General features: G+C 39.8%; 15 protein-coding genes, 4 tRNA genes and 1 pseudogene. 6 read left to right on the top strand and 14 right to left on the bottom strand.

Annotated features, from left to right (window positions below):
* Window position 1 precedes the first annotated feature (1 nt).
* From tuf to F8N35_RS13290, 9 genes are all read right to left on the bottom strand, one after another.
* The gene (gene tuf / locus F8N35_RS13330; protein WP_293053941.1) at window positions 2-1189 is read right to left on the bottom strand and encodes an elongation factor Tu; all 1188 of its coding nucleotides are present in this window, start codon (window positions 1187-1189) and stop codon (window positions 2-4) included.
* A 55-nt stretch (window positions 1190-1244) separates the two neighbouring features.
* Window positions 1245-1316: transfer RNA gene (locus F8N35_RS13325), tRNA-Thr, on the bottom strand.
* A gap of 65 nt (window positions 1317-1381) precedes the next feature.
* Window positions 1382-1457: transfer RNA gene (locus tag F8N35_RS13320), tRNA-Gly, on the bottom strand.
* A gap of 90 nt (window positions 1458-1547) precedes the next feature.
* A tRNA-Tyr gene (locus F8N35_RS13315) sits at window positions 1548-1630 on the bottom strand.
* 107 nt (window positions 1631-1737) lie between these two features.
* Window positions 1738-1811 (bottom strand) — tRNA-Thr (locus tag F8N35_RS13310).
* Window positions 1812-1996: 185 nt separating this feature from the next.
* Entirely contained in the window at window positions 1997-2302 is a 306-nt protein-coding gene (raiA, locus tag F8N35_RS13305; protein WP_068704417.1) for a ribosome-associated translation inhibitor RaiA, read from the bottom strand.
* 2 nt (window positions 2303-2304) lie between these two features.
* On the bottom strand, window positions 2305-3195 hold the full coding sequence (locus F8N35_RS13300) for a tyrosine-type recombinase/integrase (RefSeq protein WP_293053937.1): 891 nt from the start codon (window positions 3193-3195) through the stop codon (window positions 2305-2307).
* A 54-nt stretch (window positions 3196-3249) separates the two neighbouring features.
* Window positions 3250-3441 (bottom strand): 30S ribosomal protein S21, encoded by a 192-nt coding sequence (gene rpsU, locus F8N35_RS13295; RefSeq protein ID WP_068704419.1) that lies wholly within the window; start codon window positions 3439-3441, stop codon window positions 3250-3252.
* 163 nt (window positions 3442-3604) lie between these two features.
* Window positions 3605-5941, bottom strand: coding sequence for an outer membrane beta-barrel protein (locus F8N35_RS13290; RefSeq protein WP_293053934.1), 2337 nt, complete (start codon window positions 5939-5941; stop codon window positions 3605-3607).
* 530 nt (window positions 5942-6471) lie between these two features.
* Between F8N35_RS13290 and F8N35_RS13285 the strand changes: the two genes are divergently transcribed.
* The 4 genes from F8N35_RS13285 to tig all read left to right on the top strand — a co-directional run bounded on the left by F8N35_RS13285 (window position 6472) and on the right by tig (window position 9737).
* Window positions 6472-7041 (top strand): DUF177 domain-containing protein, encoded by a 570-nt coding sequence (locus tag F8N35_RS13285; RefSeq protein WP_293053932.1) that lies wholly within the window; start codon window positions 6472-6474, stop codon window positions 7039-7041.
* A gap of 11 nt (window positions 7042-7052) precedes the next feature.
* Entirely contained in the window at window positions 7053-7238 is a 186-nt protein-coding gene (gene rpmF, locus F8N35_RS13280) for a 50S ribosomal protein L32 (RefSeq protein ID WP_068704424.1), read from the top strand.
* A gap of 91 nt (window positions 7239-7329) precedes the next feature.
* On the top strand, window positions 7330-8334 hold the full coding sequence (locus F8N35_RS13275) for a beta-ketoacyl-ACP synthase III (RefSeq protein ID WP_293053925.1): 1005 nt from the start codon (window positions 7330-7332) through the stop codon (window positions 8332-8334).
* A 59-nt stretch (window positions 8335-8393) separates the two neighbouring features.
* The gene (gene tig, locus F8N35_RS13270) at window positions 8394-9737 is read left to right on the top strand and encodes a trigger factor (RefSeq protein ID WP_293053922.1); all 1344 of its coding nucleotides are present in this window, start codon (window positions 8394-8396) and stop codon (window positions 9735-9737) included.
* A 76-nt stretch (window positions 9738-9813) separates the two neighbouring features.
* On the opposite strand, the gene F8N35_RS13265 is transcribed toward tig, so the two are convergent.
* The 5 genes and pseudogenes from F8N35_RS13265 to mce form a co-directional block, all read right to left on the bottom strand.
* Complete coding sequence (locus F8N35_RS13265; RefSeq protein WP_293053919.1) at window positions 9814-10488, bottom strand: phosphatase PAP2 family protein; 675 nt, start codon at window positions 10486-10488, stop codon at window positions 9814-9816.
* Window positions 10489-10605: 117 nt separating this feature from the next.
* Window positions 10606-11022 carry a biotin/lipoyl-containing protein gene (locus F8N35_RS13260; RefSeq protein ID WP_293053918.1) on the bottom strand — a complete coding sequence of 139 codons (417 nt, stop codon included), beginning with the start codon at window positions 11020-11022 and terminating at the stop codon, window positions 10606-10608.
* A gap of 25 nt (window positions 11023-11047) precedes the next feature.
* Window positions 11048-11203, bottom strand: a pseudogene (locus F8N35_RS13255) (lamin tail domain-containing protein); the annotation flags it as partial.
* A gap of 53 nt (window positions 11204-11256) precedes the next feature.
* Window positions 11257-12819 (bottom strand): acyl-CoA carboxylase subunit beta, encoded by a 1563-nt coding sequence (locus tag F8N35_RS13250; RefSeq protein ID WP_293053915.1) that lies wholly within the window; start codon window positions 12817-12819, stop codon window positions 11257-11259.
* Between the two features lie 124 nt (window positions 12820-12943).
* Window positions 12944-13357 (bottom strand): methylmalonyl-CoA epimerase, encoded by a 414-nt coding sequence (gene mce, locus F8N35_RS13245; protein ID WP_293053912.1) that lies wholly within the window; start codon window positions 13355-13357, stop codon window positions 12944-12946.
* A 418-nt stretch (window positions 13358-13775) separates the two neighbouring features.
* On the opposite strand from mce, the gene F8N35_RS13240 reads away from it, so the two are divergent.
* A complete protein-coding gene (locus F8N35_RS13240; protein WP_293053909.1) occupies window positions 13776-14981 on the top strand; it encodes a C1 family peptidase in 1206 nt (401 codons plus the stop codon).
* A gap of 116 nt (window positions 14982-15097) precedes the next feature.
* A complete protein-coding gene (locus F8N35_RS13235) occupies window positions 15098-15646 on the top strand; it encodes a hypothetical protein (protein ID WP_293053906.1) in 549 nt (182 codons plus the stop codon).
* Window positions 15647-15801 lie beyond the last annotated feature (155 nt).

Below are 15801 nucleotides of genomic sequence, written 5' to 3'. Positions count from 1 at the left end.
ATTAGTCAAGCAGTTCGGTGATCTGACCTGCACCTACTGTACGACCACCTTCGCGGATAGCGAAACGCAAACCTAAGTCGCAAGCTACCGGATAGATCAATTCTACAGTGATTGTCAAGTTATCACCTGGCATAACCATTTCAGTTCCTTCCGGCAAAGTGATTTCACCAGTTACGTCCAATGTACGGATGTAGAACTGAGGACGGTATTTGTTGTGGAATGGAGTGTGACGACCACCTTCTTCTTTTTTCAGGATATAAACCTGAGCTTTGAATTTAGTGTGAGGTTTAACTTTACCCGGGTGAGTAATAACCATACCACGTTTGATTTCTTCTTTGTCGATACCACGAAGCAACAAACCTACGTTGTCACCAGCCTGGCCATCATCCAAAATCTTACGGAACATTTCAACACCGGTTACAACAGATTTTTTACCTTCTGAACCAAGACCGATGATCTGAACTTCTTCACCTGTTTTGATGATACCTGTTTCGATACGACCTGTTGCTACTGTACCACGACCTGTGATAGAGAACACGTCTTCAACCGGCATCAAGAAAGGTTTATCAGTATCGCGCGGAGGCAGTGGAATCCATGTATCAACAGCTTCCATCAGTTCCATAATTTTATCTTCCCATTCAGCAACACCATTCAAACCACCCAAAGCAGAACCGCGGATGATAGGAGTGTTATCGCCATCGAATTCATAGAATGAAAGCAATTCACGCATTTCCATTTCTACGAGGTCAAGCATTTCAGGGTCGTCAACCATATCGCATTTGTTCATGAAAACAACCAATTTCGGAACGTTTACCTGACGAGCCAAAAGGATGTGTTCACGTGTTTGAGGCATAGGACCATCAGTAGCAGCAACTACGATGATAGCACCGTCCATCTGAGCAGCACCAGTAACCATGTTCTTTACATAGTCGGCGTGACCCGGACAGTCAACGTGAGCATAGTGACGGTTAGCTGTTTCGTATTCAACGTGAGCGGTGTTGATAGTAATACCGCGTTCTTTTTCTTCCGGAGCGTTGTCGATAGAATCGAATGAACGCATTTCAGAAAGACCTTTTTTTGCTAATACAGTCGTAATCGCAGCTGTCAACGTTGTTTTACCGTGGTCTACGTGACCGATGGTACCGATGTTAACGTGCGGTTTCGTCCTGTTAAAATGTTCTTTTGCCATAACTCAGAAAATATTATTTATTAATAAATAGATGTGGTTACCATCGTACTGTTTGAGCTGTTGATGGGAATTGAACCCATGACCTCTTCCTTACCAAGGAAGTGCTCTACCCCTGAGCTACAACAGCAAAGCGTCTTACTTTTGTCTATTGACAATTACTCCGGCCTGAGCCGGAGTAATTTTTGTAAAACCTGGAGCGGGAAACGGGACTCAAACCCGCGACCCTCAGCTTGGAAGGCTGATGCTCTATCGACTGAGCTATTCCCGCAAGTTCATTGACAATTTATTTATTGATGATTTACAATGCTCTTCGCAAAAAGATAAATCACAAATCACATTTTTTCAATCGTAAATGATGTGGGCAGTGATGGATTCGAACCACCGTAAGCGTAAGCTAGCAGATTTACAGTCTGCCCCATTTGGCCACTCTGGTAACTGCCCTAAATTCTTCATAGAAAAGACTAGATAATTAACAATCTTCCACCGAAGATTAATTTTCAAAAATGTAAAAGATCGTAATCATTAATTACCTGTTCAATTTTCTTTCGAGCCTCTTGTCGGATTCGAACCAACGACCCCGAGATTACAAATCACGTGCTCTGCCCAACTGAGCTAAAGAGGCGTCTCGATTTTTCAATCAAAAGCCGTCTTAACTACTTCGTTAAAACGGCTTGCAAATGTAGAAGTTTTTTTCAGAAGTACCAAATCTTCCTTGGTTTTTCTTTCAAAAAAATTTATTTTTCAAAACAGCTCTCTCAATTAATTAAAAATCAGAGAGCTATTCTACATTCCCAATTTTACTTTTTATTAATTTGCGGGTTGTTTGATTTTTTCTTTATGTCGGATCACTTGTTTTTCGATCGCATCCACTGCCGTATCGACTGCTTCTTCGAACGTATCACATACTTTTGATGCGAAAATTTCGTTTCCGGGGATATTAATTTTCACCAGGGCTTCCTTGTTGGCAACAGCTTCCGGCTTTACCACTTTCAAAATAACTTCCGCACTCAGTATTTCGTCAAAGAACCTGTCGAGCTTAGATACTTTCTTTGTAATGTGTTCTTCCAATTTCTGGCTAGCCTCAAATTTGATGGCTTGAATTCTAATGGTCATGGTTACCTCCTTTTTTTTGCCCTTGGATGGGCTTGTTGATAGATGGAATGCAACTGATCAAAAGTTGTATGGGTATAAATCTCCGTCGCCGACAGATTACTATGTCCCAACAGCTCTTTCACCGCATTCAGTTCTGCCCCGTTATTCAATAAGGTTGTTGCAAATGTATGTCTTAACACATGAGGACTTCTCTTTTTTACAGGAGTAACCCCGGTAAAAGCATTTCGCACCTTATTATATATGAATTTCGGATAAACTTCGGCTCCATTATTAAGGACTATAAGCCGCTCCGCAATATTTTTTTCTAAAAAAGCATCCCTTTCTTTAATATATCTGGTAATCAAATCTGCCAGTAATTGTCCGAAAGGAACAATGCGTTCTTTATTTCGTTTCCCCAGCACTCTGAGTATACGTTTGTTCAAATCAACATCACCATCTTTTAAACCGATAAGCTCTGCCCGCCTTATACCTGTCTGATAAAAAAGCTCGACAATCAACTTATCTCTCAAATGTTCAAAATCATTCTCGATGATGTTTTCTGAGACAAAATTAACTTCATTTTCCCGAAAAACCAAAGGTAATGGCTTTTTTATTTTAGGAGAAATGAGTTTTTTTGTTGGGTTATTCGTACACAGACTTTTATGGGAGAGAAAGCTGTAAAACGACTTGAGAGCGGATAGTTTTCTATTGACGGTTCTGGCACTATCACCAGTTTCCATCAAACTAATAATCCATTCGCGAATGGAAGTGGGAGTCACCTGTTGCGGATCAAAACTATCTGACTCCGGATCTAAGAACCGGGCAAATTGTTTTATGTCGTTATGATACGACAAAACGGTATGAGAAGAAGAATTCTTCTCATACCGTAAGTATTCTATGAATAGGTCGATCATGCAACAAAATGGATTTGATGCAAAGATAACCTAAAACCGCAAATAAAAAGCGGATTATTCTTGGTTCTGATGTAATTGTTGAACGTAGGCAGCATGGATCAGTTCTTCACGACGAACAACTGACGGTTTTGAAAAAGCCTGACGTCTTCTCAATTCTTTTACCACACCTGTTTTTTCGAATTTTCTTTTGAATTTCTTCAAGGCTTTTTCGATGTTTTCGCCTTCTTTTACTGGAACTACAATCATTGTTTTAGCGAATTGTGTTTATATTATTTCTGATTATTTCGGGCTGCAAAGGTAGAGAAAGGTTTTTGATTCTGCAATATTTTCTCAGAATATTTTCTCAGATTCCGATTAATTCCGCTTCTCTACGTTTGGAATCTTTGCACACAAATTGTTTTTCAACAGGTTACAAGCCTATTCCACCTGACTTTTTCTTAGCAGCGTCGCCATCTGGCACAGACTCTCTTTTCTTAACCTCTTTACCTGCATTAAAATGATAATTCACTTCAACAAAGGTCAGATTTTTAATCAAATTCAAGCTTGCCCGTGACATCTGGTAATAACTTCCTGCTTCTGTAACATTGGTCTGTTCGTATTTCAACCCCATTTCTACAGGAGGCATATACATGAGCGTTATGTTCAGCTTTTGTTTCATCAGAGATTTATTGATAAACAAAACTATCAAATCATTATTGTTTGACGTATACCCCTGAATAGCGGCATCTTTACACAACTGCTTTTGCAATACAGCTCCGGCTGTAAGTCCGATTTTCGGATTTACATAAACCAACGTCGAATTAATCAGCGAGTTTCTAACGGTCGTACCCACGCCATTGAATTCAAGATGATTCTTATAAAAATCCATCCAGTTCTGCCAGAAAATTGTCTTGCTTAATGGAAGTGTAAAATTGAGCTGCACACCGTAACGTTGATACAAATCAGCATTTACATTACTTATGTAATAATACTTCCCTACATTGGAAACAAAAGAAGCAATCCGTTTGTTATCAAAATGATAATATGGTTCAATTGTAATGAAATTCATTATATGAAATTCCAGTCCAAGCTTTTGGTAAATAGCAGTTTTCAAATCCGGATTACCCACATTCCACGTCAAAGAGTCCGATGCCGTCTTAAATGGAGTCAACTGATCCATCGACGGATAATCGGCAAACGTATGGTATTTTGCCACGACATTAAATTTGGGGCTGGCCGTAAACTGCAAATTAAAATAAGGAAGAAAAGCGCTTACATTTCTTGACTCACCCAAATAATTCTGATGATAGGTTTCCAAAACTCCTCCGCCTTTCATCTTCCATTTCTTTAATGGCTGGTAACTTACATACAATGAAAACCGGTTTTTCAGTTCATCATACGAGAACGAGGTTCCCGATAGTTTATTCGTATTACTTTGGCTTTTGAGACCATACCCAAGCTCCATGGACAACAACGGATTAAACTGATATGTGTAACCAGCATTGAAACGAATATAGTTACTAGACTTATCAATATTACTCGCAGACAAAAAATTATCCTGTTCGTATGTATTATCCGACACCCCACTGCCGAACCCATAACGCAAATCCGATGTCAACGTGCTCTTTTCTCCGAATTTTCCGTTATAGGTTATTGTTGTGGTAATTGAATTATTATGCCCTTTCTGCAAAGATTCCGACGTACTTCTGCTAAGAAAGACCCCATTATTTGAATTGGTCAGATTATTAAGAAAGGACTGATTCTGCTTATCTCCGCTCCAGTTTATCTCCGCAGATATTGTCTGTGTTTTACTCAGCATGTAGTCGCCGCCCAGGCTTGCGCTTCCACTGGCATCTTTTATCCGTCCATTAGGGTTATCAAAATCAAACGGATCTGAAGCTGTCGTTATACTACCATACTTCTTAATATTATCGAATGGCAGACAAAAATTATTGCCATACCCCCACCCCGACATATAAATATTGTATTTCTTATAAGTATAGGTAAGGTTCATATTGCCATAATCCTGAACAAACCATTGAGAACCGTTACTGCCTGCCAAATCGAAAAAGGTAGTATTTCCCACATAGAAATCAACCCCCGAATAATCTTTCTTGAGCACAATATTAATAACCGCCGTATAACCATCAGTTGCATATTTACCTACCGGATCCTTTATCACTTCGACCCGCTCAATCCGGTCGGGCGAAAGTGTCTTGGCCATTTGCTGATCTTTTTCAACACCATCAATCAAAATCAGCACCTTCGTACTTCCGTTTACACTGATTGACTTGTCATACCGGTTATAATTCACCCCATTCAGCTTACCCAGCAGTTCCTGCGACGAAGCTGTTCCCGCCTTCAATTCTTTTGTAATAGTAAAAACATCACGATCAATCTTATTTTGCCTTGCGCTGCCTTTCACCGCAACCTCATTTAGTTGTTTAGAATCCTCTTCCATTAAAAGAGTTCCCAGATCTCGATCCTTGAATACCATCTCGAGATTTTTATATCCCAGATAGCGAATTCGGATTTTACCGGTTTTTGCCGGCGGGGTAATCTCAAAGTATCCTTTTGAATCAGTTATACACCCTATCAGCAAACTGTCGTGCGCCGATAACAACTCTACTGTTGCAAACTCAATTGGCTGCTTTGTCTGACTATCTTTTACCGTTGCCGAAATATCAGCTGCACTTTTTGCAGATACTGACGTTACACAAATAGTCATCAATGCCAATAACGAAAATAAAAAACGTTTACTCTCCATACCCATTAAATTAATTGATTTACCTCTTTAGCTACCTAACATATTCTCTGCACAACAAAACACCTCATATCTGCTTGCCGTTATCGCCTCGTGAATTGGATCAGAGCCACCTAATTAATATGACCGTTTACACAACCCCTACCCTAATCATTCAGGCATTTATTTTTTTACAAACAGAATTTCTGTTTTGGTGTACTATTTCATTAATACACCGCAAAGATATACTACATTTACCAAGAATCAGCTATGGAATTTAAATATTAACTTATTTTAGTTTTATATCCTAAAACATCTACACATAAACCACCGAAAAAACTCCAAATAGTCATCGGTTTGTGTGAAAATTTCGTGAAAAACAGAAAAAATCGACGACCAATAAGACGACCATAAACAAGCCTAAATCCTCAAAATAAGTTTTCACAATTAGTCAATTCGTTAAAAGAGAGAGGCAAAAACAAAAAAAGAACAGAGGTGATTGCATCACAATTATTTTTTCGTACCTTTGCACGGTTTTTAATGTCGAGTTCGAAGTGGGAAAATTTGATACATATATCATTCCGTTAAAGTCTTTAAGTGCCGGTAATCACAGCTTTGAATACCAGCTCGATAATGACTATTTTGCAAAGATCGACAGTCCTGAAGTCCGTAAAGGCAATATAAAAGCGGCCGTTAACGTAAAGAAAACAGGGAATACATTTGAAATAACATTCAATTTGGATGGTATTGCAATACTACCTTGTGACCGTTGCCTTGACGATATGGAACAACCGATTTCTTGCAAAGAAAAGATTTGCGTGAAATTCGGCAAGGATTTTTCCGATGAAGATGAAGTAGTAATTGTTCCAGAAGACGAAGGAGAGATAAACATTGCATGGTTCCTATACGAGTTCATTGTACTTTCGATACCAATAAAGCATGTACATGCCCCTGGCAAATGCAACAAGGCAATGTCGGCGAAGCTCCGCAATCACCGGGCTCGCAATATGAATGAAGACGATGATGAAAATCTCGAAGATGAGAGTGAAAATTTAACTGACAACGAAGAAAGCGGCAATGATCCCCGCTGGGACAAGTTGAAAGATATATTCGATAACGATTAAAATATTTTAAAATGGCACATCCTAAAAGAAAACATTCGAAACAACGCACAGCAAAAAGACGTACTCACGACAAAGCCGTTGCTCCGACTTTAGCAGTTTGCTCAAACTGTGGTGCTATGCACATTTATCACACAGTGTGCGGCGCTTGCGGTTACTATCGCGGTAAATTAGCTATTGAGAAACTTGCAACCGTTTAATTTGTCGTTTGTCAATTGTGCAGACAAAAAAGAATTTGCCCTAAAACAAGTTGTTTTTAGGGCGAATTTTTTTAACTAACACCAAAACCAAATGAAAAAATTACATGCAAAAATAACCGGCATGGGAGCTTATGTTCCCGACTATATCCTGACAAACGACGAGTTGTCCCAAATGATGGACACAAACGATGAATGGATAATGACCCGTATAGGTGTTAAAGAACGTCACATTCTTAAAGAAGAAGGACTTGGCACTTCATACATGGCAGGTAAAGCCGTTAAACAATTGCTAAAAAAGACCAATACAAAACCGGAAGAAGTTGATGCATTGATCTGTGCAACAGTTACTCCCGACCACATGTTTCCCTGCACTGCTGTATTAACAGCCGAACTGGCAGGAATTAAAAACGCATATACGTTTGATTTGAATGCTGCTTGTTCAAGCTTTACATTCGGTTTGACAACCGCAGCTGCTCTCATTGAATCAGGAAGATACAAAAAAATAATATTGGTAGGTGCAGACAAAATGTCTTCATTTGTTGACTACACCAACCGCGCAACAGCTCCTATTTTCGGCGATGGAGCAGGTGCTGTATTACTTGAACCTACAGAAGAAGAAATCGGATTTATCGATAGCAAACTTTATTCTGACGGCATCGGTTATCCTCATCTTCACCTGAAAGCAGGAGGATCTGCAATTCCTCCTTCTCACGAAACTATAGACAATAAAGAACACTACATATATCAGGAAGGTCAGGTTGTTTTCAAACATGCAGTTAGCAAAATGGCTGACGTTTCAGTAGAAATTATGGAACGTAACAACCTAAGCCATGATGACATTGCATGGGTTGTTCCTCACCAGGCTAATCTCCGAATCATCGATGCCGTTGCCAACCGCATGGGTGTAGATAAAGATAAAGTGATGGTGAATATTGAAAAATATGGTAACACCACTTCTGCAACCTTACCACTGTGTCTCAACGAGTGGGAACCCAAACTTAAAAAAGGTGACAAAATCGTTTTAGCCACATTCGGAGCCGGCTTTTGCTGGGGCGCAGCCTATATCATCTGGGCTTACGACGGTAAAGAATCATAAAACGAGTGCCATTGAGGCACCTCAATCGCTCAACAAAAATAATTCAACATTAGTTTCATATGAATATCGTTAGAAATGATATTGATGCAGTAAATGCAACAGTGACCGTACAGGTCAGCAAGGCAGATTACGCCGAGAAGGTGGAAAAAACCCTGAAAGAGTACAAACGCAAAGCCAACATCCCAGGATTCCGTCCGGGCATGGTACCTGTAGGTTTGTTGAAAAAAATGTATGGCAAAGCTATTCTTGCAGAAGAAGTAAACAAGGTAATGAGCGATGCATTAAACAATTACTTAAAAGAAAACAATGTCAATATTTTAGGCGAATTACTTCCTAACGAAACAGATCAAAAACCAATTGATTTCGACACTCAGGAAGAATTTGAGTTCGTTTTCGACATGGCTGTAGCTCCTGAATTTGAGGTTGCACTTTCACAAAAAGACAAAGTTGACTACTACGACATCAAGGTTGACGATAAAATGATCGAAGATCAGGTCAAGAATCACCAGGGTCGTATGGGCAAACAAGTTCAGGTTGAAGAAGTTGCCGAAAAAGACATGGTAAAAGGCACCGTTGCAGAAGTATCTGACAGCGAAACAGCTATTACAGTTGAAAACGCTGTAATCATGCCTTCATATATCAAAGACGAAGCTCAGCAAGCTGCTTTCATTGGCAAAAAAGCGGGTGATGTAGTTACATTTAACCCATCAAAAGCATACACCAGCGAAGCTGAAATCGCTTCTCTTTTGAAGATTTCAAAAGAAGCTGCAAAAGAAATCACCAGTGATTTCACATTCACAATCACTGAAATTACACGCTTCGAAGAACACGCACTCGATCAGGAACTGTTCGATTTGCTTTACGGCAAAGACGAAGTTAAATCGGAAGAAGAGTTCCGCACCAAGGTTTCTGCCGAAATCAAAGAAATTCTGGACGAAAACAGCTTCTACCGTTTTTCTGACGATGCCCGCGTCGCTTTGATCAAGAAACTTGACGGTATTGCTTTTCCTGAAGCATTCCTGAAACGTTGGGTTTTAGCTACCAACGAAAAGGTAACTGCAGAACAGGTTGAAGCAGAATTTCCTCAAATGCTTGATGCTTTGAAATGGCAATTGATTCGCAACAAAATTGCAACTGCCAACGAAGTAAAAGTTGAGATGGAAGATATCGAAGCTTATGCTCAGAAAGTACTGAAAGCTCAATATGCTCAATACGGCATCACCAATTTCCCTGATGATTTATTAGCCGAATACGCTAAAGAATCGTTGAAAAAAGAAGGTACTGCTGAAAAATACTTTGAACACGTACTGGAAAACAAAGTGACTGAAATTGTAAAATCGGCCGTTAAGCTGAATACAAAAACAGTTTCTCTGGATGAGTTCAACCAACTCGGCAAAGCATAATTGAAGACTCTTCAATAAAGAAAAACGGGAGCTATTTGATAACAAATAGCTCCCGTTTTTATATTATGACCAGCTCTTAAAAGAAACTCTTAATTGCAATAATCAAAAACGTTGCCCCGTAAACAATTAAGAAATAACCCCGTTCTCTGGACGGAAGATAAGGCGGAGTTTCAAGGTTCTGACTTTTCAAAATCTTTGGAGCCAACATTTCCATCAACAAAAAGCAGCAAGCTCCGGCAAGCAACCCAACGACCATTCCTCCAATAATATCAACAGGAAAGTGCACTCCAAGATACATCCGCGAATAAGACGTCAAGACCGCCCACAAAAAGAAAGCTCCACTCAACAAATGGTTGCGTAATAAAAGGCTCAGGAAAAGCGCCACCCCAAAAGTATTGGCTGCATGAGATGAAACGAAGCCGTACATACCTCCTTTATAATCGTGCACAAAATGCAAAAGGTTCATGATAGAAGGATCGTGAGAAGGTCGTAAGCGCGCAACCACCGGTTTGATTATCGCTGATGAGATATTATCTGCCAGCAAGATAGTAAGTCCCAAAAAGATCAGATACCAAATGGTTTTCACTCCGTTGTCTTTGACTAGTAAAAACAAAAGAACAATTCCAAACACGATTGGGAGAAGAGAACCGGAAAGAGTCCAGTAGAAGCTATCGAGCCATGAACTATTGTGCTGATTAATAAATAGTAATAAATGTTTATCCCACTCAACGAGTGGTTGTGGTAAATACATAAAGCCGATTCTTTGATTTGATTATTATTAGTTCGCACAAAGATAAGAAAAAAGGGAGCATTTCTGCTCCCTTTTATATAAAGACATATTCAATTTAAGTCTTCAACAAGGCCGGTATTATTCGAGAACGATCAAATCGGTACCTTCCAAAACAGAATCACCTTTGTTGACGTTAATTGAAACAACCTTACCTTCATGGTCTGCATTGATGGCATTTTCCATTTTCATAGCTTCCAGCATAGCCACTTTCTGACCAACTTTCACTACATCACCAACGTTTACGTTGATTTCGAGGATAATGCCTGGCAGCGGAGATTTGATTGCACCTGCAACGCCGGCAGCAGCTTTGGGCGATGCAACAGGAGCAACAGCAGCTACAACAGGGCGAACGATTACAGGAGCAGCTTTTTCAACTTTCTCCATTTCAACCTGATAAGTTTCGCCGTTCACTTCAACTTCAGCAACGAAATCTTCCACTTTGTTGATAACAACTTTGTAGTCCTTACCAGCGATTTTATATTTATATTCTTTCATGATGAATAATTTTTCTGTGTGATGACTATTTCTTTACGTTGTAAGGTTGGCGCATTGAAAAAGCTTTAGAGCTCCATGGCGAGTAGCTGAAAGTTTCGTGTTTGATGGTCAAAACGTTGCTTTCCACGTCATGTACTTCATCAGCCAGTTCGTGCAATGCCAAACCGATGGCAGCATAAACCGCTTCGTCAATTGTTACTTTCTTTTTCATTTTGAATAGGAATTAAATGAAAATTAAAGTGGAATATTACCGTGTTTTTTCAACGGATTGGTTACTTTTTTGGTAGCCAACTGAGACAATCCACGGATGATACGGAAACGGGTGTTACGCGGTTCGATTACATCCTCGATATAGCCATACTTAGCAGCATTGAAAGGATTGCAGAACAAATCGTTGTATTCTTTCTTCTTTTCTTCTGCAATAGCAGCCTGAGCTGCAGGATCTTCAACAGCTTTAATTTCTTTGCTGTACAATACTTCAACAGCACCGTCAGCACCCATTACTGCGATTTCGGCAGAAGGCCAAGCGTAGTTAAGGTCACCACGAAGTTGTTTACAGCTCATTACGATATGAGAACCACCGTAAGATTTACGCAATGTAACAGTCACTTTAGGTACTGTAGCTTCGCCGTAAGCGTAAAGCAACTTAGCGCCGTGAAGGATTACACCGGCATATTCCTGACCTGTACCCGGCAAGAAACCCGGAACGTCAACCAAAGTAACCAAAGGAATATTGAAAGCGTCGCAGAAACGAACAAAACGACCTGCTTTACGAGAAGCGTTGCTGTCCAATACACCGGCCAAAACTTTAGGCTGATTTGCTACGATACCAACAGACTGACCGTTGAAACGAGCAAAACCAACGATGATATTGCGAGCGAAGTCGCGGTGAATTTCGAGGAATTCGCCATTATCGATGATAGCGCCGATAACTTCGTACATATCGTAAGGTTTGTTGGGATTATCAGGAATGATTTCGTTCAACAAATCTTCCAAACGATCAATAGGATCAGAACATGGGACAACCGGAGCTTCTTCCATGTTGTTTTGAGGAAGGAAGCTGATCAGGTGACGAATCAGTTCGAGACCTTCTTCTTCAGTATCAACTGCAAAGTGAGCAACACCTGATTTAGAAGCGTGAACGCTTGCACCACCAAGTTGTTCTTGTGTTACATCTTCACCAGTAACGGTTTTTACCACTTTCGGACCGGTAAGGAACATGTAGCTGCTACCTTTTGCCATGATGTTGAAGTCGGTAAGAGCCGGAGAATATACAGCACCACCCGCGCAAGGGCCAAAGATGGCAGAGATCTGAGGAATAACACCCGAAGCAAGAATGTTACGTTGGAAAATTTCAGCATAACCTGCCAAAGCATTGATACCTTCCTGAATACGAGCACCTCCTGAATCATTGATACCGATACAAGGAGCTCCCATTTTCATAGCGTGATCCATTACTTTACAGATTTTCAACGCGAGAGTTTCAGACAAAGAACCACCGAATACGGTGAAATCCTGAGCAAAAACATAAACCAAACGGCCGTTGATGGTACCTGAACCGGTTACCACACCATCGCCGAGGTAAGTTTCTTTATCGATACCGAAGTTGGTACAACGGTGTTTTACAAACATATCGAATTCTTCGAAACTACCTTTGTCCAACAGCATGTCGATACGTTCGCGAGCTGTGTATTTTCCCTTTTTGTGTTGCGAATCAATACGTTTTTGACCACCGCCAAGACGAGCTTGTGCACGCAAGTCAATAAGTTCTTGCACTTTAGTGAGTTGATTGCTCATAATTAAAAATATTAAGATTAAAGACCTCTCTTACCCCACAAGGAGAAAACCAGTAAACCAATCGTTAAATCCGATTTGCTCCCTCTCCGTGGGAGAGGGCTGGGGAGAGGTTTTCAGTTTATATTTATTTTTTGTTCGGATCTTCGCAAAGTTCTGTCAATACACCGAAAGTAGATTTCGGGTGAAGGAATGCGATATTAAGACCTTCAGCACCCTTACGTGGTTGTTTGTCAATCAGTTGAATACCTTCTTCTGCCAATGTATTGAGTTGATCCTGCAAACCTTCAACAGCAAATGCAATGTGTTGAACGCCTTCGCCCTTTTTTTCGATAAATTTACCGATAGGACCTTCCGGATCAGTCGACTCGAGCAATTCGATTTTAGTTTGACCGATTTTGAAGAAAGCAGTTCTAACTTTCTGTTCTGGAACTTCTTCGATAGAATAGCATTTGGTGCCTAACATTTTTTCGTAGTAAGGAATAACAGCATCGAGGCTCTTAACGGCAATCCCAATGTGTTCAATGTGTGAAGGTTGCATAATTGATATAGTTAAGTTTGATTTGATTTATAGAAAAATTTCTTTATTTAATTTTTCGACGTGCAAAGTTACTGGAATAATTATACACCGCCTAAAAACTCGGTCGGTTTTTTCTTGTTCGAGTGCTAAATTTTACAAAATTTCCAAACATATTTTTTCTTTGACTAACAAACTCATTTCAAAACCATTACAATTAAATGATTTACCACACAAACTGCTAACATTAACCTTTGTATTTATTAAACTTGTAGCCCCAACCGACTTGACGACGACCATATTTACACCAAAACCCTCTATTTATTGGATGAATGAAAAGTTTGCCTAACTTTGCACACCGACCGAATAATTCCTGCATCGTTTATCCAAAACAAACAAAGCGATTTAGGAAATCACATTAAACTAAATAATTGAGACTGAAATGAAGAAGATGACTCTGCTCATGGCTCTTTGCCTCGGGTGTACTTTTGCCTTTGCCCAGGAAGCAGCCAAAGAAAAAAAAGACAGTGTTGGTTTTGTGTTTACCACTGTGAAAGCCAATAAAATTACGTCCGTAAAGAATCAGGCCAGCTCGGGTACCTGCTGGAGCTTTTCCGGGATCGGATTCCTCGAATCGGAATTGCTGCGCATGGGAAAACCCGAATATGACCTATCGGAAATGTTCATTGTGCACTACAACTATCAGGAAAAAGCACAAAAATATGTGCGCATGCATGGTAAAATCAACTTTGCTGCCGGTGGTTCGTTTGCTGATGTAATAGACGCTATCAAAGAATACGGAATTGTGCCTGACACTGTAATGCGCGGCCTTAATTACGGAGAAGAAAAACATCGTCACGGAGAACTGGATGCCGTTACATCAGCTTACGTGGATGCAATTATTAAGAACCCCAACAAACAACATTTGTCTACCGCATGGTTTGATGGATTCAAGGGCATTCTCAATGCATATCTGGGCACAATACCCGAAGAGTTCACCTACAACGGCAAAAAATATACCCCGAAATCGTTTGCTGCATCTTTAGGCTTAAATACTGACGATTACATTTCAATTACCTCTTTCACTCATCATCCGTTTTACACCAAATTTGCCGTTGAAATTGAAGACAACTGGCGTTGGGAAGAGTCGTACAATGTACCTATGGACGAAATGATGGCGGTTATCGACAACGCCCTCAACAACGGTTACACTGTAGCATGGGGAGCCGATGTAAGCGAAAAAGGATTTACCCGTCAGGGAATCGGCGTTATTCCCGATGTAGATCCGAACAAAGCTCCCGCCGGAACCGATGAAGCTAAATGGATAGGCTTGAGCACGAAAGAAAAAGAAGATATGTTGTATAAAGTAACCGGACCGGTGAAGGAAAAAGAAATTACGCAGGATTTACGCCAAAAAGGCTTTGACAATTACGAAACTACCGACGACCACGGAATGCAGATTTTCGGCATTGCAAAAGACCAGAAAGGCAACAAGTTCTACATGATTAAAAACTCATGGGGCACCGAAAATAAATACAAAGGTATCTGGTATATTTCTGAAGCTTTTGTAAAATACAAAACAATCGACATCGCTATTCATAAAGATGCTATTCCAAAAGAGATTCGCAAGAAACTCGGCATAAAATAAGAATTCTAAGTTTTTTGAAACAGGCACGGGATGATCGCAAGGTCATTCCGTGTTTTGTTTTAAAATTGAAAATCAGTAAGTTTGTATAATAAATACGATCTTAAACTATCAACTACATGAAAAAACGAACAAAACAAGCCATTGAGGTTCTATCGCGCCACCTAGAAGATCTAAAAGCCATTAGTAACGTAAAACAAGGTAACACATGGAAGGCCTCTGTAAGAGCCACATTCAATCTCTATTTAGGAAGGGAATCTGCTCTTTCTGATAGACTTTCTCAGCTTTACTTTACTAAGGCAATTCCTATTCCAGATGCAGACATCTTAGAAAAGAAATACGATCATATTTATGACGAAACCGCAAAACAAGATTTTAGAGATCTCATCCAAAGCGCGATTAAACATATTGAAACAAATGGCATCTACAAAGCTCTTTCAAAAAAGAATTTTTTATCAAGCTTCAACAATGTACAATTAATCAGCGGCTTATTCGTTTTCACAAGCATAATATTCGGTGCTGGAAAATTTTATTCTGACATCAGTAAAAAAGAAGAAATATCTGAATATAAAACCATAATAAAAGACGTCGATAAATTACATAAAGCGGATTCAATCAAAATCGATTCTTTGCACAAAATAGTAAATTCAAAACAGATAACCCATTGATTCGATAGGAAAGTTAGCTTTGACCCTTATTTAAAACATCCCTCTCAATCCTTCTTCTATCTATCTCATAGATTTTGTATCTTTGCAGTCCAAAATCCAGTTAGTGAGAAAGTGAGGCCGTGAGATAGCGAGTTACTCACCGCCTCACTTTCTCA

It is taken from the genome of Paludibacter sp. (assembly GCF_009712605.1).
Lineage (GTDB): Bacteria > Bacteroidota > Bacteroidia > Bacteroidales > Paludibacteraceae > Microbacter.
This window is presented reverse-complemented; position numbering and strand designations above follow the sequence as displayed.

What these genes read in the sequence shown, in the direction of transcription:
- tuf (WP_293053941.1), bottom strand. Translation starts at nt 1,189, where the DNA reads ATGGCAAAAGAACATTTTAACAGGACGAAACCGCACGTTAACATCGGT.
- raiA (WP_068704417.1), bottom strand. Translation starts at nt 2,302, where the DNA reads ATGACCATTAGAATTCAAGCCATCAAATTTGAGGCTAGCCAGAAATTG.
- F8N35_RS13300 (WP_293053937.1), bottom strand. Translation starts at nt 3,195, where the DNA reads ATGATCGACCTATTCATAGAATACTTACGGTATGAGAAGAATTCTTCT.
- rpsU (WP_068704419.1), bottom strand. Translation starts at nt 3,441, where the DNA reads ATGATTGTAGTTCCAGTAAAAGAAGGCGAAAACATCGAAAAAGCCTTG.
- F8N35_RS13290 (WP_293053934.1), bottom strand. Translation starts at nt 5,941, where the DNA reads ATGGAGAGTAAACGTTTTTTATTTTCGTTATTGGCATTGATGACTATT.
- rpmF (WP_068704424.1), top strand. Translation starts at nt 7,053, where the DNA reads ATGGCACATCCTAAAAGAAAACATTCGAAACAACGCACAGCAAAAAGA.
- F8N35_RS13275 (WP_293053925.1), top strand. Translation starts at nt 7,330, where the DNA reads ATGAAAAAATTACATGCAAAAATAACCGGCATGGGAGCTTATGTTCCC.
- tig (WP_293053922.1), top strand. Translation starts at nt 8,394, where the DNA reads ATGAATATCGTTAGAAATGATATTGATGCAGTAAATGCAACAGTGACC.
- F8N35_RS13265 (WP_293053919.1), bottom strand. Translation starts at nt 10,488, where the DNA reads ATGTATTTACCACAACCACTCGTTGAGTGGGATAAACATTTATTACTA.
- F8N35_RS13260 (WP_293053918.1), bottom strand. Translation starts at nt 11,022, where the DNA reads ATGAAAGAATATAAATATAAAATCGCTGGTAAGGACTACAAAGTTGTT.
- F8N35_RS13250 (WP_293053915.1), bottom strand. Translation starts at nt 12,819, where the DNA reads ATGAGCAATCAACTCACTAAAGTGCAAGAACTTATTGACTTGCGTGCA.
- mce (WP_293053912.1), bottom strand. Translation starts at nt 13,357, where the DNA reads ATGCAACCTTCACACATTGAACACATTGGGATTGCCGTTAAGAGCCTC.
- F8N35_RS13240 (WP_293053909.1), top strand. Translation starts at nt 13,776, where the DNA reads ATGAAGAAGATGACTCTGCTCATGGCTCTTTGCCTCGGGTGTACTTTT.
- F8N35_RS13235 (WP_293053906.1), top strand. Translation starts at nt 15,098, where the DNA reads ATGAAAAAACGAACAAAACAAGCCATTGAGGTTCTATCGCGCCACCTA.